This is a genomic window from Cupriavidus sp. 207A1, assembly GCF_057798955.1.
The window spans coordinates 282,332-306,561 of record NZ_JBYOJO010000006.1; the positions used below are offsets into that span (position 1 = coordinate 282,332).

Below are 24,230 nucleotides of genomic sequence, written 5' to 3' on the forward strand. Positions count from 1 at the left end.
TCCTCAGGCGCGATCCGCCACGCGTTCGCCCATGATGCCGGACGGACGGAAGACGAGCACGGTGATCAGTACGATGAAGGCAAAGACGTCCTGGTAGTTCGAGCCGAACACGCCATTGGTCAGGTCGCCGATATAGCCGGCGCCGAGCGCCTCGATCAGGCCCAGCAGCATGCCGCCGACCATGGCGCCCGCGAGGTTGCCGATGCCGCCCAGCACCGCGGCGGTAAACGCCTTCAGGCCGGGAATGAAGCCCATGTAGAAGTGGGCGTTGCCGTAGTTGGTGGCCATCATCACGCCGGCCAGCGCGGCCAGCGTGGCGCCGATCATGAAGGTGGCGGAAATGACGAAATTGGGGTTCACGCCCATCAGGCCGGCGACCTTCTGATTCTCGGCGGTGGCGCGCATGGCGCGGCCGAGCTTGGTGCGGTTGACCAGGGCCAGCAGGCCGGACATCACCATCACGGCCATGCCGATGATGACCATCTCCTTGCCGGTGATGGTGGCGCCGGTGGCGCCGATGTCAATGGGTTCCGAGGGCAGCAGCTGCGGGAAGGTCAGCGGGTTGCGCGACCAGATCAGCATGCCCGCCGTCTGCAGGATGATGGAAACCCCGATCGCGGTGATCAGCGGGGCCAGCCGTGGCGCATTGCGCAAGGGCCGGTAGGCGACCCGCTCGATCGAATAGGACAGGATCGCGCAGACCGGCATGGCGACCAGCGTGGCGATCACCAGCGTCAGCCATTCAGGCAGGCCGGGGGCGAATTTCTGCAATCCGAGGATGGCTGACAGGGCGGTCAGCGCGCCGATCATCAGCACGTCGCCGTGGGCGAAGTTGATGATGCCGAGAATGCCGTAGACCATGGTGTAGCCCAGTGCGATCAGCGCATAAATGCTGCCAAGCACCAGACCGTTCACGATCTGCTGGATAAAGATATCCATGAAAACTCCTGCTTCAGTCCCTGACCTTACGGCATGGTGTGGATGCCGGGGGGACCCTGGTGTGTGATGGGTAACGTTGCGGTGGTTGCTTTGCTGGTGAGCGGCCTGCCCTGCTCCATCCATGGTAAGGATGCTTCTACATTAGGCGAGGCTAAAAAGAACGGCACCGCAAAATACTCACGGTGCCGTTCGGATGGGCCGGTAAGCCCAGATTACATCTTCACGACGTCGAGGACGGACTTCTTCTTGTCCTTGTACTCGTACAGCGTGATGGTGCCTTCCTTCATGTCGCCCTTCTCGTCAAAGGCGATGTTGCCGATCACGCCCTTGTAGTTGGTCTTGGGCATTTCGGCCAGGATGGCAGCCGGTTCGGTCGAGTTGGCGCGCTTCATGGCATCGACGACAACCATCACGGCGTCATACGTGAACGGCGCGTAGATCTGCACCGGTGCGTTGAAGCGGGCCTGGTAGCGCTTGTCGAAATCCGCGCCCTTCTCCATGCGCGACAGGGCCAGGCCGGCCTCGGAGCAGATGATGTTGGTCACGGCCTCGCCGGCCAGTTCGGCCACCTTGTCGGTACAGACACCGTCGCCGCCGACGATCTTGGCGGGGATGCCCAGTTCACGGGCCTGCTTGGCGAACGGGCCGCCGGTGGCGTCCATGCCGCCGTACATGATCACGTCCGGCTTCTTGCCCTTGATCTTGGTCAGGATGGCCTTGAAGTCGGTGGCCTTGTCGTTGGTAGCTTCACGCGCCACCACGTTCACGCCGGCCGCCTTGGCGGTCTTCTCGAACTCGTCGGCCAGGCCCTTGCCGTAGGCGGTGGCATCGTCGACGATCGCCACGCTCTTGGCATTCAGGGTCTTGGCGGCATAGTTGGCCAGCGCCGGGCCCTGCTGGGCATCGGTGGCGACCACGCGGTAGGTGGTCTTGAAGCCCTGCTTGGTGTAGTCCGGGTTGGTCGACGACGGCGAGATCTGCACGATGCCGGCGTCGCTGTAGATCTTGGACGCAGGGATCGACACGCCCGAGTTCAGGTGGCCGACCACGGCCGCCACCTTGGCGTCGACGAGCTTTTGCGCCACGGCGGTGCCGGTCTTGGGATCGCCGGCATCGTCTTCACCGACCAGTTCCAGCTTGACCTTCTTGCCACCGACTTCCAGGCCGGACTTGTTGACTTCTTCCACGGCCAGGCGGGCGCCGTTTTCGTTGTCCTTGCCAAGGTGCGCGATGCCGCCGGTCAGCGGGGCCGCGTGGCCGATCTTGACGACGACCTCGCCACCACCGGCCGCAGGCGCTGCGGGAGCCGCGGCTGCCGGCGCCGAAGAGGCCGGATCCGCCGGCTTGTCTTCCTTCTTGCCGCAAGCTGCGACCAGCGCCACTGCGGCCGCGATCGGCAGAATCTTGGCAAACGTGATTTGCATGAGTGATCTCCTAGGATTCACAAAAACAGGGATTTGCAACGCCTCCCGGACGTTTCCCTGGACCGCCGTTGTTTAGTTTCAATTTGAAACGCGCGCATTGTATCCCCTTTCTTAGTCGATGCAATACGCGACGCAACATCCTTGACCATTTACCGCGCATTTGAGCTAGGGAATTTCCCCAATGCACAGATTGCGGCAATTCCCGCTCACATGACGCGGCCGCCCCTCCTTCTTACAAGAACCGTGCCTGCGGCGCCCCAGGCGGCCAGGAAGCAGCGCCGGCACCACCTATAATGCACCATTATTAATTAGGCGTTTCATTTACATTGCGTGGTGCTTCTCTCTAATGTGCAGAATGTAGCGCCGCACCATAATAGGGAAAACCCCAGCTTCGGGGATTACCCTGATTAGCGCCAGGCACGAATGGCGGGCACCCCTGGCACCGGCAGCGGGCATTATTCCCGGTCCGGCACCGGCCAGAAACAAAAAAGGCGCCGCAACCGCGGCGCCCCTTTATCAGGCCAGGCATTCAGGCGGGCATGCCCGCGCCACACTCAGGCGGCTGCGCTGGTGGGCAGCAGCCCGCGCGGCAGCGGGAACGCCATGTTTTCCTCGATGCCGTCGAGCGGACGCACCTGGCGCGCACCCAGTTCGCGCAGGCGCTCGACGATGGACTGGGCCAGCGCTTCCGGCGCCGAGGCCCCTGCGGTCAGGCCGATGCGGCGCTTGCCGGCGACCCACTCCGGCCGCACCTGCTCGGGCGCGTCCACCATATAGGCCGGCACGCCCAGGCGCTCGGCCAGCTCGCGCAGGCGGTTCGAGTTGGAACTGTTGGGACTGCCGACCACGATCACTACCTCCACCTGCGGCGCCATGAACTTCACCGCGTCCTGGCGGTTCTGCGTGGCATAGCAGATGTCCTGCTTCTTGGGCTCGCGGATCTCGGGGAAGCGGGCCTTGAGCGCAGCCACGATCTCGCGGGTCTCGTCCACCGACAGCGTGGTCTGGGTGACGTAGGCCAGCCGCGACGGATCGGCGATCTGCAGCGCCGCGACATCGGCGACCGACTCGACCAGCACCATGCCGCCGTTGGCCTGGCCCATGGTGCCTTCGACCTCGGGGTGGCCGCGATGGCCGATCATCACGATCTCGCAGCCCTGCGCGCGCAGCTTGCTGACTTCGACATGCACCTTGGTCACCAGCGGGCAGGTCGCGTCGAACACGTGCAGGCCGCGCCGGGCCGCGTCTTCGCGCACCTCGCGCGACACGCCATGGGCACTGAAGATGACGGTGGCGCCGGCGGGCACCTCGTCAAGCTCGCCTACGAACACCGCGCCCTTACGGCGCAGGTCGGCCACCACATAGGCGTTGTGGACGATCTCGTGGCGGACGTAGATGGGGGCGCCGAAGCGCTCGAGCGCGCGCTCGACGATTTCGATGGCGCGGTCCACGCCGGCACAGAAGCCGCGCGGCTGGGCCATCAGGATTTCTGCGTCGGGGGCGGGGGTCAGGTCGGGCATGCTGCGGTATCCGGACAGGTTCGGCGTGGCGACGTTCAGAGAATGCCGATCAGCTGCACGTCGAACAGGATGGTCTGCCCAGCCAGCGGATGGTTGAAGTCGAACAACGCGGCGGTCTCGCCGATCTCCTTGAGCACGCCGGCGTACTTGCCGCCGCCGGGCGCGTTGAACTCGACCAGGTCACCCGGGCTGTAGTCCTCTTCGAACGAACTGTTCTCGCGCAGCGTGGCCAGCGACACCCACTGCAGCAGCTCGGCGTTGCGCGGACCGAAGGCCTGCTCGGGCGCCAGGCGATAGGTCATGCGCTCGCCTTCGGGCATGCCCAGCAGCGCCTGCTCGAGCGTCGGCGCGAACTGGCCCTGGCCCAGGAGCAGCGTGGCGGGCTTTTCCTCGAACGTGCTGACGACCTCGGTGCCGTTGTCGAGCGCGATGCTGTAGTGCAGGGTCAGGAAGGAGTCGGCCTGGACAGTCTTGCGGCCAGCCGTGCCGCCGTCGGCTTCCGACGCGAAAGTTTGCAAATTCATGGGTGATCAACCAGGGAACAACCCGTATTGTATTCGACTGGCCCCTGGCCCGCCGCCCCAGCGCCTCAGGCCCTGTTCCCGACGCGACTACTTCTGGATGCCCATGACCATTGCCAAATGGCCCGCCTGCGAGCGGCCCCGCGAGAAACTGCTGGAAAGCGGCGCTGCCGCCCTGTCTGATGCCGAACTGCTGGCCGTCCTGCTGCGCGTGGGCGCCGCCGGCAAAAGTGCCGTGGACCTGGCACGCGAGCTGCTGCACCGCTTCGGCTCGCTGACCGCGCTGTTTGCGGCCGAGGGCGAGGCGCTCGCCGGCGTGCGCGGCATGGGCACGACCAAGTTCGCCCAGTTGCAGGCCATCCCCGAGCTGGCGCGACGCGCGCTGGCCGAGTCGCTGCGGCTGCCGGCCGGCTTCGACTCTCCGGATTCGGTGCGCAGCTACCTGCGCCTGACCCTCGCACCGCTGCAGCACGAAGTTTTCATGTGCCTGTTCCTGGATCCCGGCAACCGCATGGTGGCCAGCGAAGAGCTGTTCCGCGGCACGCTGACGCGGACCTCGGTCTATCCACGCGAGGTGGCGCGCCAGGCCCTGACGCATAACGCGGCCGGCATCATCGTCGCCCACAACCATCCGCGCGGCACCACGGCCCCCAGCCAGAGCGACATCCACCTGACGCGCGAGCTGGCACGCACGCTCGACCTGATCGACGTGCGGCTGCTGGACCATTTCATCGTCGCGGGGCACGAAATCCGCTCGCTGGCGGAATCCTGCGAGCGCCTGCCCGGGCTGTGACGCCTACGACACCAGAGGAGCAGGGCTGCAACACTGCCGGGGCCGGAGCGCAGAAAGCATTGATTCGCTGGAGGAATCCGGTCTATAATGCCCGTTTTGCTGAAGTCTCAACCGCTGCAGTCCGGGCCCGCGCGCCTTTTGTTGATCTGTTGCGAACATTGTCCACGAATAGAAGATTTAGGAGTGCTTCATGGCACGCGTCTGTCAAGTGACCGGGAAAGCGCCGATGGTCGGCAACAACGTTTCCCACGCAAACAACAAGACCAAGCGCCGTTTTCTGCCCAACCTGCAGAATCGTCGTTTCTTCGTTGAATCCGAAAACCGCTGGGTGAGCCTGCGCGTCTCGAACGCCGGCCTGCGCCTGATCGACAAGAAAGGCATCGACTCCGTGCTCGCCGACCTGCGCGCACGCGGCGAAGTCTAATTAGGAGTACATCATGGCAAGCAAGGGCGGCCGCGACAAGATCAAGCTGGAATCGACCGCAGGTACCGGTCACTTCTACACCACCACCAAGAACAAGCGCACCATGCCGGAAAAGATGGAGATCATGAAGTTCGATCCCGTCGCCCGCAAGCACGTCGCTTACAAGGAAACCAAGATCAAGTAATTGATCCGGTATCCCGCCAGAAAGCCCCGCCATGCCGCGGGGCTTTTTGTTGCCCGTCGATATTGCGCACAATTGCATGTCGGCCCGGCGGACTGATGCACGGGATGGCGCGCCGGGTGTAGACTTTGCCGTTTCCCCAATCTGTTAAGCGCCCTGCCCGCGCTCTCCTTGCACCATGAATTTCGACGTCGCCATCGTCGGCAGCGGCCTGGCCGGCCTTACGGTCGCATTGCAACTGGCCGACACCCACCGGGTGGCCATCCTCAGCAAGCGCGCCATGACCCAGGGCGCCAGCGACTGGGCGCAAGGCGGCATCGCGGCGGTGCTGGACTCCGGCGACAGCCACGACGAACACACCCAGGACACGCTCGTTGCAGGTGCGGGGCTGTGCGATGAAGAGGCCACGCGCTTTATCGTGGAGCACGGGCGCGAGGCCATCCAGTGGCTGATCGACCGGGGCGTACCCTTCACCCGCGACGCGCAGGCCGAGCTGGGCTTCCACCTGACCCGCGAAGGCGGCCATAGCCGCCGGCGCATTATCCACGCCGCCGACGCCACCGGCCATGCGGTGGTCAGCACGCTGCTGCAGCAGGCCACGCAGCACCCGAACATCACCATCCTGGAAGACCACTTCGCGATCGACCTGATCACGTCGCGCAAGATGGGGCTGCCGGGCAACCGCTGCTACGGCCTCTACGTGCTGGACGACCGCACCGGCGCAGTGCACACCATCACCGCCACGCACACCGTGCTGGCCGCTGGCGGTGCGGGCAAGGTCTACCTCTACACCACCAATCCGGACACGGCCACCGGCGACGGCATCGCCATGGCCTGGCGCGCGGGCTGCCGGGTGTCGAACATGGAATTCATCCAGTTCCACCCCACTTGCCTGTACCACCCCTACGCCAAGTCTTTCCTGATCTCCGAAGCGGTGCGCGGCGAAGGTGGCCTGCTCAAGCTGCCCGACGGCACGCGCTTCATGCCCGAACACGACGAACGCGCCGAACTGGCGCCGCGCGACGTGGTGGCGCGCGCGATCGACTTCGAAATGAAGAAGCGCGGGCTGGACTGCGTCTATCTCGATATCACGCACCAGCCCGAGGCCTTCCTGAAGGAACACTTCCCGACCATCCATGCGCGCTGCCTGGAACTGGGCATCGACATCACGCGCGAGCCGATTCCGGTGGTGCCGGCCGCGCACTACACCTGCGGCGGCGTGGTGACGGACACCATGGGCCGCACCGATATCGGCGGTCTCTACGCCGTGGGCGAGACCGCCTGCACCGGCCTGCATGGCGCCAATCGGCTGGCTTCGAACTCGCTGCTCGAATGCATGGTGATCGGCCGCGCCGCCGCCGCAGACATCGCCTCGCAGGACAAGGCCGGCGCGCCCAATATAGCGCTGCCGGCGTGGGACGAGAGCCGTGTTTCCGATGCCGACGAAGAAGTCGTGGTGTCGCACAACTGGGACGAGCTGCGCCGCATGATGTGGAACTACGTCGGCATCGTGCGCACCAGCAAGCGCCTGGAACGCGCGCAGCACCGCATCGTGCTGCTGCGCGAGGAGATTGCCGAGTACTACGCCAATTTCCGCGTCACCACCGACCTGCTGGAACTGCGCAACCTGGTCGAAGTGGCTTCGCTGATCGTGGACAGCGCCTATTCGCGGCATGAAAGCCGCGGGCTGCATTTCAGCCGGGACTATCCTGATTCATTGCCGAAGGCTCTGCCGACGGTGATGCAGCCGCCTGCCGGCCGCAAGCGTTGACGACGCGTTTGCCAAGCAAAACGGGGTGGCGCCGCATGGCCCACCCCGTTATTCATTTGGCCGGAACAACCCTCAGCCGATGATGCGCAGCGAGTAATCCGTCGCGCGCACGTCCTTGGTCAGCGCGCCCACCGAGATCCGGTCCACCCCGGTCTCGGCAAAGGTGCGGATGGTGTCGGCATTGACGCCACCCGATACCTCCAGCAGCGCCCTGCCCTGGTTGATCTTCACGGCGTCCTGCATCATCGGCACGGTGAAGTTGTCGATCAGCACCGACGTGGCACCGGCCACCAGCGCTTCCTCCAGTTCGGCCAGGCTCTCGACCTCGATCTGCACCGACGCCTGCGTATCGAGCGCCAGCGCCGCCCGCATCGCCGCGCCGATGCTGCCGGCCGCGGCGATATGGTTTTCCTTGATCAGGATGCCGTCATACAGCGCCAGGCGCTGGTTCTCGCCGCCGCCGATGCGTACCGCGTACTTCTGCGCCAGGCGCAGCCCGGGCAGCGTCTTGCGGGTATCGAGCACGCGCGCACGGGTGCCGGCGATCAGGTCGGCATAGCGGCGCGTGGTGGTCGCCACGCCGGACAGCAGCTGCAGGAAGTTCAGCGACGGACGTTCGGCGGTCAGCAGCGAGCGCGCCGGGCCGGCGATCTCGCACACCACGGAATCCGGCGCCATGCGCGCGCCCTCTTGCTGCAGCCAGCGCACTTCCAGCGCCGGGTCGACCGCGCGCATGCACGCATCGAACCAAGGCTGGCCGCACAGCACCGCGGACTCGCGCACGATCACGCGCGCATGCGCGGCCTTGTCCGCCGGCACCAGCAGGCCGGTCAGGTCGCCGCTACCGACATCCTCGGCGATGGCTGCCTGGACATTGGCCTGCAGCGCTGCCTGCAGCGCCGCGCCGTAGCTATCGAAAACCGGATTCACGCTCATGCCGGGCCGATCCCCTGGAACAGCGCCTGCTCGTTGGCGAGGTCAGCCGACGGACGTACATTGCGCTTCTGCGCGGCAGCGAAATCCAGCATGCGGTTGATGCAGGTTACGGCCTGGCGACCGATCACGGGATCGACATGGATCTCGTTGCGGCCAGTCTCCAGCACCTCGGCCAGGTTGGTCAGCGCGTTCATCGCCATCCACGGGCAGTGCGCGCAGCTCTTGCAGGTCGCGCTGTTGCCGGCGGTCGGCGCCTCGATGAAGTGCTTGCCGGGCGCGGCCATGCGCATCTTGTGCAGGATGCCGTTGTCGGTGGCGACGATGAATTCGGTTGCGTCCAGCTTCTGCGCGGCCTCGATCAGTTGCGAGGTGGAGCCGACCACGTCGGCCTGCGCCACCACGTTCTCCGGCGATTCCGGATGCACCAGGATCTTGGCGTTGGGGAATTCGCGGCGCAGCAGGTCCAGCTCGATGCCCTTGAACTCGTCGTGCACCAGGCAAGAGCCCTGCCACAGCAGCATGTCGGCGCCGGTCTGCTTCTGGATATAGCTGCCCAGGTGCTTGTCCGGTGCCCACAGGATCTTCTTGCCCTGCGCGTGCAGGTGCTCGACGATCTTCAGCCCGATGCTGGAGGTCACCATCCAGTCCGCGCGCGCCTTCACCGCGGCGCTGGTGTTGGCATAGACCACCACGGTGCGGTCGGGGTGCGCATCGCAGAAGGCGGCGAACTCGTCGGCCGGACAGCCCAGGTCAAGCGAGCAGGTCGCGTCCAGGTCCGGCATCAGCACGGTCTTCTCGGGGCTGAGGATCTTGGCGGTCTCGCCCATGAAGCGCACGCCGGCCACCACCAGCGTCCTGGCTTCGTGGTCGCGGCCGAAGCGGGCCATTTCGAGGGAGTCGGAGACACAGCCGCCGGTTTCCTCGGCGAGGTCCTGCAGGTCGGCGTCGACGTAGTAATGCGCCACCAGCACCGCATTGCGCTCCTTCAGCAAGCGGCGGATACGCGCCTTCAGCGACTGCCGCTCATCGGGCGATAGCACCGGCGGCACCTTGGCCCAGGCATGGGCCACGCAGCTGGCGCCAGCGGCGTTTTGGGCACCCGCCAGGTTCGGCTTCTCGAACTCGACGGTCTTGATCGATTGTGGGGTCATCTCCGGGTACTCCTCTAGACCTCCGCCAACAGGGTGCGGCCGGCCAGAACATGGGGGAGTTTATCTAAAACAAAAGCCCCGCCATGGGCGGGGCTTTGTCAAACCATACGGCGCGGCCGAATTGTATCAGGCGTAGCGGCGCAGGCGCAGCGAGAAATCGTGCAACGCCTGGATACCGCTGGCCTCGGCACGGTGGCACCAGGCCTGCAGCTGCTGCAGCAGCTGCTCGCGCGTCAGGTTCGAACGGCCCCAGATGGCGGCCAGTTCACGGCGCATTTCAACGAAGGTCTGCAGCGCCTTGTTCTGCTCGACGATGCTCGCCAGCTGCTCGCGCTGCTGCGCGGCCAGCTTGGTTTCCTCGCGGTGGAACCACTTGCTGGCGGGCTTGAAGCTGCGGTACTCGGCCACGCGGCCTTCCTTGAGCTTTTCCAGTTCCTGGCGGAACGCGCCCTTGACGGCCTTGGCGTAGCGCGCCATCACGTCATAGCGGTTGGCGATGATGGCTTCCAGCGTGTTGTGGTCGACCGGACGGGCCTCCACCAGGCGCGCCTTGGGCGGGATCTTCTTGACCTTGGCCAGCCCCACCGCCTGCATCGCGCGGATATAGCCCCAGCCCACGTCGAACTCATACCACTTGATCGAGAACTTGGCCGAGGTCGGGTAGGTGTGGTGGTTGTTGTGCAGCTCTTCGCCGCCAATGATCAGGCCCCACGGCGACACGTTGGTCGATGCGTCCTCGCAATCGTAGTTGCGGTAGCCCCACCAGTGGCCCAGGCCATTGATGATGCCCGCGGCATGGATCGGGATCCACAGCATCTGCACCGCCCACACGGTCATGCCGATCACCCCGAACAGCGCCAGGTCGATGATCAGCATCAGGCCGACGCCCTGCCAGGTGAAGCGCGAGTACAGGTTGCGCTCGATCCAGTCATTGGGGCAGCCATGGCTGAACTTGGCGATGGTTTCCTTGTTCTTGGCCTCGGCGCGATAGAGTTCAGCCCCCTCCAGCAGCACCTTGCGGATGCCGCGGGTCTGCGGGCTGTGCGGATCGTCCTCGGTTTCGCACTTGGCGTGGTGCTTGCGGTGGATCGCGGTCCACTCGCGCGTGACCATGCCCGTGGTCAGCCACAGCCAGAAGCGGAAAAAGTGTTGAGCGATGGGGTGCAGGTCCAGCGACCGGTGCGCCATGCAGCGATGCAGGAAGATGGTGACGCCGGCGATCGTGATATGCGTCGTCACCAGCGTGTAGATGACGATCTCCCACCAGGTCCAGTTGGCAAGGCCGTTGGCGGCCCAGTCAAGAATAGTGTCGAACAAACTGTTCTCCGTCGGTTAAACAGGGACTTTCCCGTGCAATCCGGCTGGGCCGGTACACACAACGCGCAGAAAAAATAGCTGCGAATCTATTGATTGCGATAGCTGTCTGGCGCTTGCCACGGGACCCGAAGTCGCTCCGGGCTCCCCCAGGGCAGCACGCGCGGCGCCGGCCGTGGCTAGCGGCTCATGAAGCGAGCCGGGAACGAGCCGCTGCAATCTGGCGGCTGTCTGATGTGGGAGCGGGATGTCTCAACCCGCGACAACCCGGCATTCTACCGGATCGCCGAGGGCGCAAGCATACGCTATTTCCCGGATTTGGACGGGGTGCAACGGTTTTCGTTCCACGGGTGGCGCATCCGTCGCCCGCTCTGCGTGCCCCTTGCCGGGAAGTTCAGGAGGCGTTTGCAGCCTCTGGCAAAATGCTCGCCTTCGGTCCGCCGGGGCCCCCAGGCAGCGTCTCATGCATCACACGGAGTTCGCGCTGCGGGTATGGAATAGAGATGCCGTGCTCGCGCAGCGTACGCCAGATGGCGCGGTTCATCGCCGATTGCACCCCAAGCTTGCCGTTCTGCGGATCGGCCACGAACACCGCGACTTCGTATTCGATGCCACTGTCGGCGAACAGCACCAGGAAAGCCGCGGGCTCAGGGTCGGGCAGCACGCGCGGCAGTTCACGCACGCATTCGGTCAGCAGCGCGATCACGGTCTCGGGATCGGCGCTGTAGTCGGCCTGCACGCGTGTCGCCACGCGCACGTTGGTGTTCGAGAACGAATGGTTCTGCACCGACTGCGCCACCAGCTGCTCGTTCGGCACCAGCGTCTCGCCGTCGCCGTTGCGCACCACGGTGTAGCGGGTGCGGATCTGCGACACGATGCCGGTGTACTTGTCCACCGTGATCTGGTCGCCCAGCTTGACCGAGCGGTCCAGCAGGATGATGAAGCCCGAGATGTAATTGCTGGCGATCTTCTGCAAACCCAGCCCCAGGCCCACGCCCAGCGCGCCGCCGAAGACCGACAGCACGGTCAGGTCGATGCCCACCAGCGACAGGCTCAGCAGCAGCGACACCAGCAGCAGCAATGCCTTGGAAATCCGCGTCAGCACCACCTTCAGGTTGCCGTCGAGGTTGGCCGAACGCATCAGCCGCTCTTCCAGCCACGAGCCGAACCACAGCGCCACCAGCACCGTCAGCAGGATCCAGACCACCGCCATCAGGGTCTCGGCCACACTGATCTTCTGCTTGCCGCCGATCGAGAAGCGCACGCTCTCCATCCAGCCCACCACGTCGCCGAGCACGCCCAGCACGTACAGGGCCATGCCCACCCAGACCAGCGTGGTCAGCACCTTCTCGACCAGCAGCAGCATGCCGTGCAGCTGGCCGCTGCCGGACATGACGCGGCGCAGCACGTAGAAGGTGAAGTTCAGCGCGGTGATGCCGAACAGCGGCACCAGCGCCAGCCGCAGCACGCTGACCGGGATCAGCGGCGCCAGCGCAAAGCGGGCCACCAGCACCAGCGCCCAGCCGGCCAGCGGAAACATCGCGCGCTCGAGGCTGGCGGCGGCAAAGCGCACGGAGAAGCTGGAGGCCTCGTAGCGGGCCTCCAGCCGCCGCACCACGAAGCGCGCCAGCGGCCACGCCACCAGCAGGCAACCCGCCAACACCAGCAACTGCCAGAAAAAGCCGGGGCCGCCGGCATCGCGGATCAGGTCGTCCAGCATCTTGCCGAACATCGAATGCGAGGCTTTCAGGTCCTTCAGGCCGCCGAGGTCGGACAGGGTTTCACCGTTCATGGTGCAGGTTCAAAGTTGGCCGCCCGCGCGCGGCGGGCGGCGCGGCTGGAAACCGCGATCAGCTGGTGCGCTCCAGCACCGCGGCAAAGAAGCCATCGGTCTGGTGCAGGTGCGGATACAAGGCGAACATGCCGTTGTCCGGCAGGCCCGGCACTTCGATCTTCTGCTCGGCCAGCACTTCGGCGGCCGGCACCAGGCGGAAGTTGGGGTGCGCGGCGAGGAAATCGCGCACGATCTGCTCGTTCTCGGCTTCGAGCACGCTGCAGGTCGCGTACACCACGCGGCCGCCGCCCTTCACCAGCCGCGCCGCGGAGTCCAGGATCGCGGTCTGCTTGGCGGTCAGTTCCAGCACCGACTCCGGCGATTGCCGCCACTTCAGGTCGGGATTGCGGCGCAGCGTGCCCAGGCCGCTGCACGGCGCATCCACCAGCACGCGGTCGGCCTTGCCGGCCAGGCGCTTGATCTTGGCGTCGCGTTCGGAGTCGATCAGCACCGGATGGACGTTCGACAGGCCGCTGCGCGCCAGCCGCGGCTTCAGGTTGGCCAGGCGCTTCTCCGATACGTCGAAGGCATAGAGCCGGCCGGTCGAGCGCATCGCCGCGCCCAGCGCCAGCGTCTTGCCGCCGGCGCCGGCGCAGAAGTCGACCACCATCTCGCCGCGCCGCGGCGCCACCAGGCTGCACAGCAGCTGGCTGCCTTCGTCCTGCACCTCGACCAGCCCGTTGACGAAGATCGGCAGTTGGTTCAGCGCCGGCTTGCCGGCCATGCGGATGCCGGCCGGCGCCATCGGCGTGGGCTCGGCGCCCAGGCCCGCGGCCTGCAGCTCGGCCAGCGCGGCCTCGCGGCTGGTCTTGCCCAGGTTGACGCGCAGGTCCAGCGGCGCCGGGCGCAGCCAGGCGTCGCCCAGGGCCGCGGCAAAGGACTCGCCATGCTGGCGCACCAGTTCGTCGTACAGCCACTCGGGCAGGTTGGCGCGCACGCGCGGCGCGAGGCTGGAGCGCTCGATGGTGGTCAGGCGGTCCAGCCACTCGGCTTCATCGGGATAGAGGAACGGCGACAGCGCATCGCGGCCCAGCGTCGCCGCCAGCCCCAGCAGCGCCAGGCGGCGCGAGGCCGCGCCGGTGCCACTCTCGGCGAACTGGGCAAATTCGACGCGCCGGCGCAGCACCGCGTAGATCGCCTCGGCAATGATGCCGCGCTCGCGGTGGCCGAGTTTGGCGTTTTCGCGGAAGTAATAGCTGACCACCGCATCGGCGGGACGCGCGAACAGCATCACCTTGCCCAGCAGGCGATCGATATGCTGGATATGGGTGGCATGCAGGCCGCCATGCGTGCGCACCGGGGCGCCGTTGGCGCCACCGGCATTGGGCGACTTGCGGATCGGGCTGCTCTTGCCCTTGCTGCGCGCGGGGGCGCGGCCCTCGCCGCGCGGGGAACGGTTTCCTGCCTGGGTACGGCTCATGCCTGGACTCCTGCCGCCGGGGTCGCGGCGGAGATGGCCATCAGCAATTGCGGTTCGGCCGGGTTGATAACGTTGACGACGCCGTTCTGGAGCTGCAGCCGGTCCTCGACGAACCACTGCACGGCGCGGGGGTAAATCACGTGCTCGCAGGCGAGCAGGCGCTCGGCCAGGGTCGCGGGCGTGTCCGCCGGCAGCACGTCGAGCGCGGCCTGGATCACGACCGGGCCATGGTCCAGCTCCGGGGTCACGAAATGCACGGTCGCGCCATGCAGCTTGACACCGGCATCCAGCGCCTGCTGGTGGGTATTCAGGCCGGGGAAGCACGGCAGCAGCGACGGATGGATATTCAGCAGCCGGCCCGCGTAGCGGTCGACAAAGCCGGGGGTGAGTATACGCATGAAACCCGCCAGCACCACCAGATCGGGGGCATGGGCGTCGATGGCCTCGGCCAGCGCCGCGTCGAAGGCGGCGCGGTCTGGATACTGGCGATGGTCGACCACGCCGGTTTCAATGCCTTGCTGGCGCGCAAACTGCAGGCCCGCGGCGTCCGGCCGGTTCGACAGCACCGCCGCCACGCGGGCGGGCCAGCCCCCGTCCGCGCAGGCACGGACGATGGCTTCCATATTGGAGCCTCGCCCGGAAATCAAGATGACAATTTTTTTCATCGCGCAATTCTACCAAGGCAAGGCGCTAAACTCCGGTAAAGCCAAACCAGTACGTGCTTAATTCACGAGATCCGGGCAGGCGCCGATTAACTGGCCTGTGGTAGCGAAGCCGTATAACCCGATTGATGGATTGTGACGCTTCGCCCCCTCTGCTAGAGTGGGCCCTACGTCCACGCGCCATTCCTGTGCATGACACAGGTTCTCCGGAGAGGTGACAACAAGGACGAAACGGGATATTTGAACGGGAATTCGCATGTCGAACGCTGCACCGACGTTGTTGGTGGTCGATGATCATCCTATGGCCTTGTCAGGGACCACCGCCTTCCTGGCCGAAGTCATGCCGGATGTGGCAGTCCATGCCGCCGGCAGTGCCCGCGAGGCCCTGGCCAGCCTGCAGCAAGGCTTGCGCCCCGATATCGTGCTGCTCGATATCTGGCTGAATGACGGTACCGGCTTCGATGCCATGCAGACCTTCAAGACCGTCATCCCGGGCGCGCGCTTTATCTTCATGTCGGCCGAGGCCACCCCGGAAATCGTCGGCCGCGCCCGTGCGCTGTCGGCGTGCGGCTTCGTCGGCAAGCACCTGGACGCCAATGCCTTCACCGCCGCGGTGCGCAAGGTGCTGGCCGGCGACACCGCATTCCCCACCGACGAAGCCCTCAACGGCCGCGCGCAATCGTTCGGCCCGGCTCACGGCATTCCGGTCACGCCCGCCGAACTGGGCCTGACGCCGCGCCAGGGTTCGGTGCTGGCGCTGGTGCTGGAAGGCCTGCCGAACAAGGTGATCGCGCGCCGGCTCGGGCTGACCGAGAACACTGTCAAGGAACACGTGTCCGCCATCCTGCAGCGCCTTGGCGTGCGCACCCGCATGCAGGTGATGTCGCGCATGGAACGGTTCCGGCTGCGCCAGTAAGGCGCGCGACGGCCGTTACCGTTCACCAGGGTGCGCCGGCGCGTCGCTAGGCGGGCCGCAGCCAACGTCGCAGCAGCATCCGCAGCGAGGCCGGGTCCACCGGCTTGGGCAGCACGAAATAACCTGCCTCCTCCGCCGCCGCCAGCGCGGCCGACTTCAGGTCCCCGGTCAGCAATGCGCTGCGCGCCTGCGGCTGCGTGTTCTGCCAGCGCTCGAGCAGGTCCAGCCCGTTCTCGCTGCCCGGCAGGCGCAGGTCGCAGAAGATGATGTCCGGGCGCAGGCCCTGGGCAAACAGCTTGTCGGCCTCGGCACCGTGGGCGGCGCAGGCCACGCGGATGCCCCACGCCTCCATCAGCGCGATCCAGGCCTTGCGGATCTGGCTGTCGTCGTCGACCACCAGCACCGTGCCCTGCAGGCGATCGGGCTTGGCCTCCTCGGCCTGCGCCATGGCGCGCATCTCGCGCACGCTGGCCACGGTCTCGGCCGGCACCGGCGCCAGCGCGAACCAGAACACCGAGCCCTTGCCCGGCACCGAGCGCACGCCATAGGTGCCGCGCATCAGCCGCACGCATTCCTTGAAGATCGCCAGCCCCAATCCCAGCCCCTGCGACGGGTCACGCTGCGGGTTGTGGACCTGGTAGTACGGCGAGAAGATGTCCGGCAGGTGCTCGGGCGTGACGCCGGCGCCGGTGTCCCATACCTCCAGCCGCACGTTCTTGCGGCGCTGGCGCGCGGTCACCAGCACGCCGCCGCGCTGGGTATAGCGCAGCGCGTTCTGCACCAGGTTGAACAAGGCCCGGCGCAGCAGCACCGGCTCAGCCATCGCGTACAGCTCGTCGGGCACTCGGGGGGTCAGGGTCAGCCCGCTTTCGCGCGCGTCGGCGGCAAACTGGCTCATCACGTCGCGGATCAGCGCGCCCAGCTCGCACGGCTCCAGCGTCGGCAGGACCTTGCGCCCTTCCAGCTTGGACAGGTCCAGCAGCGAGCGGAACAACAGGTCGATGGTCTGGGTGCCAGCCGCCACCTGCTCCACCAGCGGATGCAACGCGCTCGACTGGTTGCGCGCGCGCAGCGCCTCGACCAGCATCACCAGCGCATGCACCGGCTGGCGCAGGTCATGGCTGGCGGCCGCCAGGAAGCGCGACTTTTCTTCGCTGGCATGCAGCGCCCGCTCCTTCTCGTCCTGGAACTGCTTGGCCAGGCGCCGGCTGTCGCCCTCCAGCTGGATCGCGCGCACCAGCGTGACCTGCAGATTGAAGGCGTGGCGCGACAGCATCAACGCGTAGATTGCCAGCAGGCCCTGCACATAGACGCCGTGGCCAGGGAAGGCGAATTCCGCCATCAGCAGGTTCGGTACCAGGATCGGCACGCCCGCGTAGACCAGGTTCGACGGCACGGGCGCCTGCGACACCGCGCCGCCGGCAAGCACGCCGAGGGTCAGCAGGTACAGCACGCTGGAGAACACCGGCGAGGCTGTATACAAATGCATCAGCGCCGAGCTGCCCCAGGTCACGCCGGTCAGGAAAGCGACCGCGCGCATGTTGTTCCACCATTTCTGCGTGTGCGCGGAGCGGCTCATCAGGGCGTGGTCGCGTTGGTAGCCAATGTAGAACCACAACCCGCCGGCCGTCAGCAGCAGCATCACCGCGCACCAGCCCAGCAGCGCGGCGGGGCTGACGTCGTTCCAGAACCCGATGGTGGTCAGCGCGGGCAGCAGCACCGAGGCGACGATGGCGGTCGGCGCATTCTTGTGCACGATCGCCATCAGCTTGGCGCGCGTCTCGACGTCGAGCTGGGCGCTCGACTGAGGCAGGCTCCTGGGCAGGAGCCGGGAAAAGAACCGATAGGTCAGCGCTTTCAACTGGGAATCGGGGAATGAGCGAAGATCGGGCATACCGCGCTGGATGCCCGTAGCGATCCCGTAGTGAGCCAAAGTGGCGCCTATCATGCCGCCTTTTGCGGCATCGCGCCATGGCGGGAGGGCCGGTTGCGGCACAAAAGCCGCAGCGCGGCGACCGGCCGGGGGCCGCGGCAGCGGCAAGCCGACCCATTCGCCTTATAATGCTCGCTTTACCTGAATCGTTTCCCGCCGTCCCCGTGAAAGTCTTCCGCGGCCTGCCCAACGCCGAGAGCCGGGCGCCCTGCGCGCTCACCATCGGCAATTTCGACGGTGTGCATCGCGGCCACCAGTCGCTGCTCGCGCGTGCGCGGGCGGCGGCGGATGCGCGCGGCCTGCCGCTGTGCGTGATGACCTTCGAGCCGCATCCGCGCGAATTCTTTACACCGGACAAGGCCCCCACCCGGATCGCGCTGCTGCGCGACAAGCTGGAAAGCCTGCGCCGCAACGGCGTCGACCGCGTGGTGGTGGAACACTTCAACGCCCACTTTGCCGGCCAGTCGCCGCAGGAATTCGTCGAGAACGTGCTCTGGCATGGCCTGCATACCCGCTGGCTGCTGGTCGGCGACGATTTCCGCTTCGGCGCCAAACGCGCCGGCGACTTTGCCTACCTGCAGGAGGCCGGGCGCCGCTACGGCTTCGATGTCGAGCAGATGGGCTCGGTGTCCGAGGGCGGCATCCGCATCTCCAGCTCGGCGGTGCGCCAGGCGCTGGCCGATGGCGACCTGGAACACGCGCGGCGCCTGCTCGGCCATGGCTACGCCATCAGCGGCCACGTGATCCACGGCCGCAAGCTGGGCCGCGACCTCGGCTTCCCGACGCTGAACCTGCGCATCTCGCACAAGCGGCCCGCGGTCAGCGGCATCTTCGTGGTGCAGGTGCACGGCATCGCCGACCATCCGCTGCCCGGCGTGGCCAGCATCGGCGTACGCCCCACCATCGAGGACGCCGGCCGGGTCCTGCTGGAAGTCCACCTGTTCGATTTCAATGAAAGCCTGTACGGCAAGCTGGTGCGGGTCGAATTCATGAAGAAGCTGCGCGACGAGGCGCGCTTCGACTCCCTGGATGAACTCACCGCCGCGATCGCCAAGGACAGCGCCGATGCGCGCGCCTTCTTCGGCCTGACGGCGCCGGGCGCCGCGGCGGCAGCGGAAGGCAGCGGCGGCCGCGATTTCGCCACCTCGGCCACCGACCGAATTAGGTAGCGGCCGGCGCCCCGCGCCCCGCTGCGCGGGCCCGGTTCGCACGCCGCCTGCCCCAGTCTTCACGCGCGCCCGCCGGCCCAGCGCCGGCCGCGCGCCAACCGAATTGCCCTGAGAATCGAAATGTCTGACGACAAACGCGCCAAGCCCGAGAAGAACAAGTATCCCGTCAACCTGCTCGACACGCCCTTCCCGATGCGTGGCGACCTGCCCAAGCGCGAGCCGCAATGGGTCAAGCAGTGGCAGGAAAAGCAGCTCTACAAGAAGATCCGCGCGGCGCGCAAGGGCGCGAAGAAGTTCGTTCTGCACGACGGCCCGCCGTATGCCAACGGCGACATCCATATCGGCCACGCCGTCAACAAGGTGCTCAAGGACATGATCATCAAGGCGCGCGGCCTGACCGGCCTCGACGCCGTCTACGTGCCGGGCTGGGATTGCCACGGCATGCCGATCGAGATCCAGATCGAGAAGAAGTTCGGCAAGGGCCTGCCGGTGCAGGAAGTCCAGGCCAAGGCGCGCGCGTACGCCACCGAGCAGATCAAGCGCCAGATGGCGGACTTCGAGCGTCTGGGCGTGCTGGGCGACTGGGATCACCCCTACCTGACCATGAACTACAGCAACGAGGCGGACGAACTGCGCGCGCTCGGCAAGATCATGGAAAAGGGCTATGTGTTCCGCGGCCTGAAGCCGGTGAACTGGTGCTTCGACTGCGGCTCGGCGCTGGCCGAGGCCGAAGTCGAATACAAGGACAAGGTCGACCTGTCGATCGACGTGGGCTTCCCGTTCGCCGAGACCGACAAGCTGGCGCACGCGTTCAAGGTGCCGGTCGAGCAGATCGACGCCAGGCCGGGCTGGATCGTGATCTGGACCACCACGCCGTGGACCATCCCGAGCAACCAGGCGCTGAACGTGCACCCCGAGGTGGAATACGCGCTGGTCGACACCCCGCGCGGCCACCTGATCCTGGCCACCGAGCGGGTCGAGGAGCAGCTGAAGATCTACGCCCTGGAAGGCAAGGTCGTCGCCACGGCCACCGGCGCCGCGCTGTCGGAAATCCGCTTCCACCACCCGCTGGCCAAGATGGACGCGGGCTATGACCGCCTGTCGCCGATCTACCTGGGCGACTACGTCACCACCGACACCGGCTCGGGCATCGTGCACTCGGCCCCTGCCTATGGCGTGGAAGACTTCCAGTCGTGCAAGGCGCACGGCATGCCGGATGCGGACATCATCAGCCCGGTGATGGGCAACGGCGTCTACGCCGGCACGCTGCCGCTGTTCGGCGGCTTGTCGATCTGGGATGCCAACCCCAAGATCGTCGATGCGCTGCAGGAATCGGGCAACCTGTTTAACTCGCACAAGTACACCCATAGCTACATGCACTGCTGGCGCCACAAGACGCCGATCATCTACCGCGCCACCTCGCAGTGGTTCGCGGGCATGGACGTGGACCCGGTCGAGGAAAACGGCAAGCCCGTGCCGACGCTGCGCGAGACCGCGCTGGCCGGCATCGAGGCGACCGAGTTCTATCCGTCGTGGGGCAAGCAGCGACTGCACAACATGATCGCCCACCGCCCGGACTGGACCCTGTCGCGCCAGCGCCAGTGGGGCGTGCCGATGGCGTTCTTCGTGCACAAGGAAACCGGCGCGCTGCATCCGCGCACGCCCGAACTGCTGGAACAGATCGCCAAGCGCGTCGAGCAGCACGGCATCGAAGCCTGGCAGACGCTGGACCCGGCCGAACTGCTGGGCGACGAGGCCAGCCAGTATGAGAAGAACCGCGACACGCTCGACGTCTGGTTCGATTCCGGCACCACGCACTGGACCGTGATCCGCGGCTCGCACCGCGACGACCTGTACGACCCGGCCGCCGACGAGGCCGACGGGCGCCTGGCCGACCTGTACCTGGAAGGCTCGGACCAGCACCGCGGCTGGTTCCACTCGTCGCTGCTGACCGCCTCGATGCTGTATGGCAAGCCGCCCTACAAGGCGCTGCTGACGCACGGCTTCACTGTCGACGGCGAAGGCCGCAAGATGTCCAAGTCGATCGGCAATACCGTGTCGCCGCAGGACATCGCGAACAAGATGGGCGCGGAAATCATCCGCCTGTGGGTGGCCTCGACCGATTACTCCGGCGAGCTGTCGATCTCCGACGAGATCCTCAAGCGCGTGGTGGAAGGCTATCGCCGCATCCGCAATACGCTGCGCTTCCTGCTGTCCAACCTGTCCGACTACGACCACGGCAAGCATGCGCTGCCGGCCGCCGAATGGCTGGAGATCGACCGCTACGCCGTGGCGCTGACCGCGCAACTGCAGAAGGAAGTGCTGTCGCACTACGAAGCCTATGAATTCCACCCGGTGGTAGCCAAGCTGCAGACCTTCTGCTCCGAGGACCTGGGCGGCTTCTACCTCGACGTGCTGAAGGACCGCCTGTACACCACCGCGCCGGACTCGAAGGCGCGCCGCGCCGCGCAGAACGCGCTGTACCACATCACCCAGGCAATGCTGCACTGGATGGCGCCGTTCCTGTCGTTCACCGCCGAGGAAGCATGGCAGGTGTTCGCCCATGGCACCGAGCACACCGACACCATCTTCACCAGCACCTATTACGCCGTGCCGGAAGTCGACGATGCCGACGACCTGCTGCAGAAATGGCATACGCTGCGCGAAGTGCGCGCCGAGGTCACCCGGCAGCTGGAAGCGGTGCGCGTGGAAGGCGAGATCGGTTCGTCGCTGCAGGCCGAGCTGACCATCCAGGCTGGCGGTCCGGTGCTGGCGGCGCTGCAGAGCCTCGGTGACGACCTGCGCTTCGTGCTGCTGACCTCGTCGGCCAAGGTCGCGCCCGCGCCCGAGGCTGGCGACCTGCTGGTGACGGTGACGCCGTCGGCGCATGCCAAGTGCGAGCGCTGCTGGCACTATCGCGCCGACGTCGGCCACAACCCCGACCACCCCACACTCTGCGGCCGCTGCGACAGCAACCTGTTCGGCGCCGGTGAACACAGGAGCCACGCCTGATGGCATCGACCACGTCCCGTTCGGCGCGCCCGGCGCGCCGCAACAAGGCTGCCGGCAGCACCACCCCGCTGCTGTGGATGGCCTTTGCGCTGCTGGTGGTGCTGCTCGACCAGTTCTTCAAGATCGTGATCGTGCGCAGCTTCAGCTACGGCGAGTCGCGCCCGGTGACCGGCTTCTTCAACCTGGTGCTGGTCTACAACAAGGGCGCGGCGTTCAGCTTCCTGGCCGACGCCGGCGGCTGGCAGCGCTGGTTCTTCACCGGCCTGGGCGTGGTGGTCGGCGCGTTCATCGTCTGGCTGCTGTACCGCCATACGGGCCAGCGGCTGTTCTGCTTCGCGGTGTCGCTGATCCTGGGCGGCGCGGTCGGCAACGTGATCGACCGCGTGGCCTACGGCCACGTGATCGATTTCCTGGACTTCTACGTGCGCAACTACCACTGGCCGGCCTTCAACGTGGCCGACTGCGCCATCACGGTGGGCGCGGTGCTGCTGATCGTCGACGAGCTGCGGCGGGTGCGCAAGCACTGAGCGGCGCCGGTATCATCCCCCTTTCCTCCCAGCCAGGTTCCCCACCATGGATTTGCGCGGCAAGCATATCGTTCTCGGCCTGACCGGCGGCATCGCCTGCTACAAGTCGGCCGAACTGGTCCGGCTGCTGACCAAGGCCGGCGCCACCGTGCAGGTGGCCATGACCGAGGCGGCGACGCATTTCATCACCCCGGTGACGATGCAGGCGCTGTCGGGCCGGCCGGTCTTCCTGTCGCAATGGGATGCGCGCATCGACAACAATATGGCGCATATCGACCTCTCGCGCGAGGCCGACGCCATTGTCATCGCCCCTGCATCCACCGACTTCATGGCGCGGCTGGCCAACGGCCTGTGCGACGACCTGCTGAGCACGCTGTGCATCGCGCGCGACTGCCCGCTGCTGGTGGCGCCGGCGATGAACCGTCAGATGTGGGCCGCCCCCGCCACCCAGCGCAACGCCGCCCAACTGCGCGCCGACGGCGTGGTGATCCTGGGCCCGGGCAGCGGCGACCAGGCCTGCGGCGAAGTCGGCGACGGCCGCATGCTGGAGCCCGAGGAACTGCTCGAAGACATCATCGCCTTCTTCCAGCCCAAGCCGCTGCAAGGCAAGCGCATGCTGATCACCGCCGGCCCGACCTTCGAGGCGATCGACCCGGTGCGCGGCATCACCAATCTGTCGTCCGGCAAGATGGGCTTCTCGATCGCGCGCGCGGCGCGCGAGGCCGGCGCCGAAGTGCTGCTGGTGGCCGGCCCTACCGGCCTGCCGACGCCGCGCGGCGTGATGCGCACCGACGTGCGCAGCGCCCAGCAGATGCATGACGCGGTGATGGCGCAGCTGCCCGGCGTCGATGTCTTTGTGGCGGTGGCCGCGGTGGCGGACTGGCGCCCGGCCGAGGTCGCGCAGCAGAAGCTGAAGAAGGCCAGCGATACCGATACGCCCACGCTGCAGTTCGTGCAGAACCCCGACATCCTGGCCGCGGTAGCGGCCCGCGCCGATGCGCCGTACTGCGTCGGCTTTGCCGCCGAAAGCGAGAACCTGGAGCAGTACGGCGAGCAGAAGCGCCAGCGCAAGGGCGTACCGCTGCTGGTGGGCAATATCGGCCACCACACCTTCGGCCTGGACGACAACGAAATCGTGCTGTTCGACGCCGCCGGCATGACGCGGCTGCCGCGCGCCGACAAGCTGTCGCTGGCACGCCAGCTGGTCGCGGCCATCGGCCAGCGCCTGCCCGGTCGCGCGCGGCCCTGACTTTGCAACGTATTCCCGAGATTGTTTATGACCCAGCCTCTGAACCCGACCGTCGAAATCAAGGTGCTCGATGCGCGCCTGAACGAATGGGGCCTGCCCGCCTACCAGAGCGAGATGGCCGCCGCCATCGACCTGCACGCCTGCGTCGACGCGCCCGTGGCGATCGCGCCGGGCACGCCCGCGCAGCTGGTGCCGGCCGGCATCGCCGTGCACATGGGCAATCCGTACATGGCCGCGACCATCGTGCCGCGCTCGGGGCTGGGCCACAAGAAGGGGCTGGTGCTGGGCAATTCGATCGGCGTGATCGATGCCGACTACCAGGGCCAGATCATGGTCAGCGTGTGGAACCGCAACGCGCCTGGCACGGAGCCGATCCTGATCCAGCCGGGCGAGCGCATTGCGCAGATGATGTTCGTGCCGGTGCTGCGGCCGGTGTTCTCGACGGTCGAAGAGTTCAGCCAGGACAGCGAACGCGGTGCGGGCGGCTTTGGCTCGACCGGCGTGCATCACGCCAAGGCCGGCGCCTGACCGGTT

General features: G+C 66.5%; 21 protein-coding genes. 10 read left to right on the forward strand and 11 right to left on the reverse strand.

The annotated features are described in order from the left end of the window. Positions 1–3: 3 nt before the first annotated feature. The 4 genes from AC3FMM_RS13680 to AC3FMM_RS13695 all read right to left on the reverse strand — a co-directional run bounded on the left by AC3FMM_RS13680 (position 4) and on the right by AC3FMM_RS13695 (position 4,407). Positions 4–939, reverse strand: coding sequence for a branched-chain amino acid ABC transporter permease (locus AC3FMM_RS13680; RefSeq protein WP_115681030.1), 936 nt, complete (start codon positions 937–939; stop codon positions 4–6). Between the two features lie 212 nt (positions 940–1,151). Continuing rightward, positions 1,152–2,363 (reverse strand): branched-chain amino acid ABC transporter substrate-binding protein, encoded by a 1,212-nt coding sequence (locus tag AC3FMM_RS13685; protein WP_115710661.1) that lies wholly within the window; start codon positions 2,361–2,363, stop codon positions 1,152–1,154. Between the two features lie 554 nt (positions 2,364–2,917). Beyond that, positions 2,918–3,883 (reverse strand): 4-hydroxy-3-methylbut-2-enyl diphosphate reductase, encoded by a 966-nt coding sequence (ispH, locus tag AC3FMM_RS13690; RefSeq protein ID WP_115681032.1) that lies wholly within the window; start codon positions 3,881–3,883, stop codon positions 2,918–2,920. A gap of 35 nt (positions 3,884–3,918) precedes the next feature. Continuing rightward, positions 3,919–4,407 (reverse strand): FKBP-type peptidyl-prolyl cis-trans isomerase, encoded by a 489-nt coding sequence (locus AC3FMM_RS13695; protein WP_116313018.1) that lies wholly within the window; start codon positions 4,405–4,407, stop codon positions 3,919–3,921. Positions 4,408–4,510: 103 nt separating this feature from the next. Here AC3FMM_RS13695 and radC point away from each other — a divergent pair, with 103 nt between their 5' ends. The 4 genes from radC (at position 4,511) to nadB (ending at position 7,573) form a co-directional block, all read left to right on the forward strand. Continuing rightward, complete coding sequence (gene radC, locus AC3FMM_RS13700; RefSeq protein WP_115710665.1) at positions 4,511–5,197, forward strand: RadC family protein; 687 nt, start codon at positions 4,511–4,513, stop codon at positions 5,195–5,197. Positions 5,198–5,387: 190 nt separating this feature from the next. Continuing rightward, on the forward strand, positions 5,388–5,621 hold the full coding sequence (gene rpmB, locus AC3FMM_RS13705) for a 50S ribosomal protein L28 (RefSeq protein ID WP_006575661.1): 234 nt from the start codon (positions 5,388–5,390) through the stop codon (positions 5,619–5,621). A gap of 13 nt (positions 5,622–5,634) precedes the next feature. After that, positions 5,635–5,805 carry a 50S ribosomal protein L33 gene (gene rpmG / locus AC3FMM_RS13710; RefSeq protein ID WP_010814980.1) on the forward strand — a complete coding sequence of 57 codons (171 nt, stop codon included), beginning with the start codon at positions 5,635–5,637 and terminating at the stop codon, positions 5,803–5,805. Positions 5,806–5,980: 175 nt separating this feature from the next. Next, the gene (nadB, locus tag AC3FMM_RS13715) at positions 5,981–7,573 is read left to right on the forward strand and encodes an L-aspartate oxidase (protein ID WP_116313019.1); all 1,593 of its coding nucleotides are present in this window, start codon (positions 5,981–5,983) and stop codon (positions 7,571–7,573) included. A 72-nt stretch (positions 7,574–7,645) separates the two neighbouring features. Here the strand turns inward: nadB and nadC are convergent, their stop codons facing one another. The 6 genes from nadC to purN all read right to left on the reverse strand — a co-directional run bounded on the left by nadC (position 7,646) and on the right by purN (position 14,893). Further along, positions 7,646–8,509 carry a carboxylating nicotinate-nucleotide diphosphorylase gene (nadC, locus tag AC3FMM_RS13720; RefSeq protein WP_116313020.1) on the reverse strand — a complete coding sequence of 288 codons (864 nt, stop codon included), beginning with the start codon at positions 8,507–8,509 and terminating at the stop codon, positions 7,646–7,648. Further along, positions 8,506–9,660 carry a quinolinate synthase NadA gene (gene nadA, locus AC3FMM_RS13725; RefSeq protein WP_012353742.1) on the reverse strand — a complete coding sequence of 385 codons (1,155 nt, stop codon included), beginning with the start codon at positions 9,658–9,660 and terminating at the stop codon, positions 8,506–8,508. Before nadA ends, nadC begins: the two co-directional genes overlap by 4 nt. Before the next feature lie 126 nt (positions 9,661–9,786). Next, positions 9,787–10,977: a DesA family fatty acid desaturase gene (locus AC3FMM_RS13730; RefSeq protein ID WP_115710671.1), complete on the reverse strand. Its 1,191-nt coding sequence runs from the start codon at positions 10,975–10,977 to the stop codon at positions 9,787–9,789. A gap of 391 nt (positions 10,978–11,368) precedes the next feature. Continuing rightward, a complete protein-coding gene (locus tag AC3FMM_RS13735; protein WP_473702980.1) occupies positions 11,369–12,766 on the reverse strand; it encodes a mechanosensitive ion channel family protein in 1,398 nt (465 codons plus the stop codon). A 58-nt stretch (positions 12,767–12,824) separates the two neighbouring features. Beyond that, positions 12,825–14,228 (reverse strand): RsmB/NOP family class I SAM-dependent RNA methyltransferase, encoded by a 1,404-nt coding sequence (locus AC3FMM_RS13740; RefSeq protein ID WP_115681037.1) that lies wholly within the window; start codon positions 14,226–14,228, stop codon positions 12,825–12,827. Next, the gene (purN, locus tag AC3FMM_RS13745; RefSeq protein WP_115710673.1) at positions 14,225–14,893 is read right to left on the reverse strand and encodes a phosphoribosylglycinamide formyltransferase; all 669 of its coding nucleotides are present in this window, start codon (positions 14,891–14,893) and stop codon (positions 14,225–14,227) included. The genes AC3FMM_RS13740 and purN overlap by 4 nt, the downstream gene beginning before the upstream one ends. 253 nt (positions 14,894–15,146) lie before the next feature. Here purN and AC3FMM_RS13750 point away from each other — a divergent pair, with 253 nt between their 5' ends. After that, on the forward strand, positions 15,147–15,806 hold the full coding sequence (locus tag AC3FMM_RS13750) for a response regulator (RefSeq protein ID WP_012353747.1): 660 nt from the start codon (positions 15,147–15,149) through the stop codon (positions 15,804–15,806). A gap of 46 nt (positions 15,807–15,852) precedes the next feature. Here the strand turns inward: AC3FMM_RS13750 and AC3FMM_RS13755 are convergent, their stop codons facing one another. Then, positions 15,853–17,667 carry a hybrid sensor histidine kinase/response regulator gene (locus tag AC3FMM_RS13755; protein ID WP_115710675.1) on the reverse strand — a complete coding sequence of 605 codons (1,815 nt, stop codon included), beginning with the start codon at positions 17,665–17,667 and terminating at the stop codon, positions 15,853–15,855. A gap of 236 nt (positions 17,668–17,903) precedes the next feature. On the opposite strand from AC3FMM_RS13755, the gene AC3FMM_RS13760 reads away from it, so the two are divergent. The 5 genes from AC3FMM_RS13760 (at position 17,904) to dut (ending at position 24,224) form a co-directional block, all read left to right on the forward strand. Continuing rightward, positions 17,904–18,908 carry a bifunctional riboflavin kinase/FAD synthetase gene (locus tag AC3FMM_RS13760; RefSeq protein WP_115710677.1) on the forward strand — a complete coding sequence of 335 codons (1,005 nt, stop codon included), beginning with the start codon at positions 17,904–17,906 and terminating at the stop codon, positions 18,906–18,908. 120 nt (positions 18,909–19,028) lie between these two features. Further along, positions 19,029–21,920, forward strand: coding sequence for an isoleucine--tRNA ligase (ileS, locus tag AC3FMM_RS13765; protein WP_488686834.1), 2,892 nt, complete (start codon positions 19,029–19,031; stop codon positions 21,918–21,920). Continuing rightward, positions 21,920–22,447: a signal peptidase II gene (gene lspA / locus AC3FMM_RS13770; protein WP_326346556.1), complete on the forward strand. Its 528-nt coding sequence runs from the start codon at positions 21,920–21,922 to the stop codon at positions 22,445–22,447. Before ileS ends, lspA begins: the two co-directional genes overlap by 1 nt. A gap of 46 nt (positions 22,448–22,493) precedes the next feature. Beyond that, positions 22,494–23,696, forward strand: coding sequence for a bifunctional phosphopantothenoylcysteine decarboxylase/phosphopantothenate--cysteine ligase CoaBC (gene coaBC / locus AC3FMM_RS13775; protein ID WP_115710682.1), 1,203 nt, complete (start codon positions 22,494–22,496; stop codon positions 23,694–23,696). 27 nt (positions 23,697–23,723) lie between these two features. Further along, positions 23,724–24,224 carry a dUTP diphosphatase gene (gene dut / locus AC3FMM_RS13780; RefSeq protein WP_115681043.1) on the forward strand — a complete coding sequence of 167 codons (501 nt, stop codon included), beginning with the start codon at positions 23,724–23,726 and terminating at the stop codon, positions 24,222–24,224. Positions 24,225–24,230 lie beyond the last annotated feature (6 nt).

Bases quoted from the DNA above. Each gene is read 5' to 3' on its own strand.
- AC3FMM_RS13680 (WP_115681030.1), bottom strand. From the start codon at position 939: ATGGATATCTTTATCCAGCAGATCGTGAACGGTCTGGTGCTTGGCAGC.
- AC3FMM_RS13685 (WP_115710661.1), bottom strand. From the start codon at position 2,363: ATGCAAATCACGTTTGCCAAGATTCTGCCGATCGCGGCCGCAGTGGCG.
- ispH (WP_115681032.1), bottom strand. From the start codon at position 3,883: ATGCCCGACCTGACCCCCGCCCCCGACGCAGAAATCCTGATGGCCCAG.
- AC3FMM_RS13695 (WP_116313018.1), bottom strand. From the start codon at position 4,407: ATGAATTTGCAAACTTTCGCGTCGGAAGCCGACGGCGGCACGGCTGGC.
- radC (WP_115710665.1), top strand. From the start codon at position 4,511: ATGACCATTGCCAAATGGCCCGCCTGCGAGCGGCCCCGCGAGAAACTG.
- rpmB (WP_006575661.1), top strand. From the start codon at position 5,388: ATGGCACGCGTCTGTCAAGTGACCGGGAAAGCGCCGATGGTCGGCAAC.
- rpmG (WP_010814980.1), top strand. From the start codon at position 5,635: ATGGCAAGCAAGGGCGGCCGCGACAAGATCAAGCTGGAATCGACCGCA.
- nadB (WP_116313019.1), top strand. From the start codon at position 5,981: ATGAATTTCGACGTCGCCATCGTCGGCAGCGGCCTGGCCGGCCTTACG.
- nadC (WP_116313020.1), bottom strand. From the start codon at position 8,509: ATGAGCGTGAATCCGGTTTTCGATAGCTACGGCGCGGCGCTGCAGGCA.
- nadA (WP_012353742.1), bottom strand. From the start codon at position 9,660: ATGACCCCACAATCGATCAAGACCGTCGAGTTCGAGAAGCCGAACCTG.
- AC3FMM_RS13735 (WP_473702980.1), bottom strand. From the start codon at position 12,766: ATGAACGGTGAAACCCTGTCCGACCTCGGCGGCCTGAAGGACCTGAAA.
- AC3FMM_RS13740 (WP_115681037.1), bottom strand. From the start codon at position 14,228: ATGAGCCGTACCCAGGCAGGAAACCGTTCCCCGCGCGGCGAGGGCCGC.
- purN (WP_115710673.1), bottom strand. From the start codon at position 14,893: ATGAAAAAAATTGTCATCTTGATTTCCGGGCGAGGCTCCAATATGGAA.
- AC3FMM_RS13750 (WP_012353747.1), top strand. From the start codon at position 15,147: ATGTCGAACGCTGCACCGACGTTGTTGGTGGTCGATGATCATCCTATG.
- ileS (WP_488686834.1), top strand. From the start codon at position 19,029: ATGTCTGACGACAAACGCGCCAAGCCCGAGAAGAACAAGTATCCCGTC.
- lspA (WP_326346556.1), top strand. From the start codon at position 21,920: ATGGCATCGACCACGTCCCGTTCGGCGCGCCCGGCGCGCCGCAACAAG.
- coaBC (WP_115710682.1), top strand. From the start codon at position 22,494: ATGGATTTGCGCGGCAAGCATATCGTTCTCGGCCTGACCGGCGGCATC.
- dut (WP_115681043.1), top strand. From the start codon at position 23,724: ATGACCCAGCCTCTGAACCCGACCGTCGAAATCAAGGTGCTCGATGCG.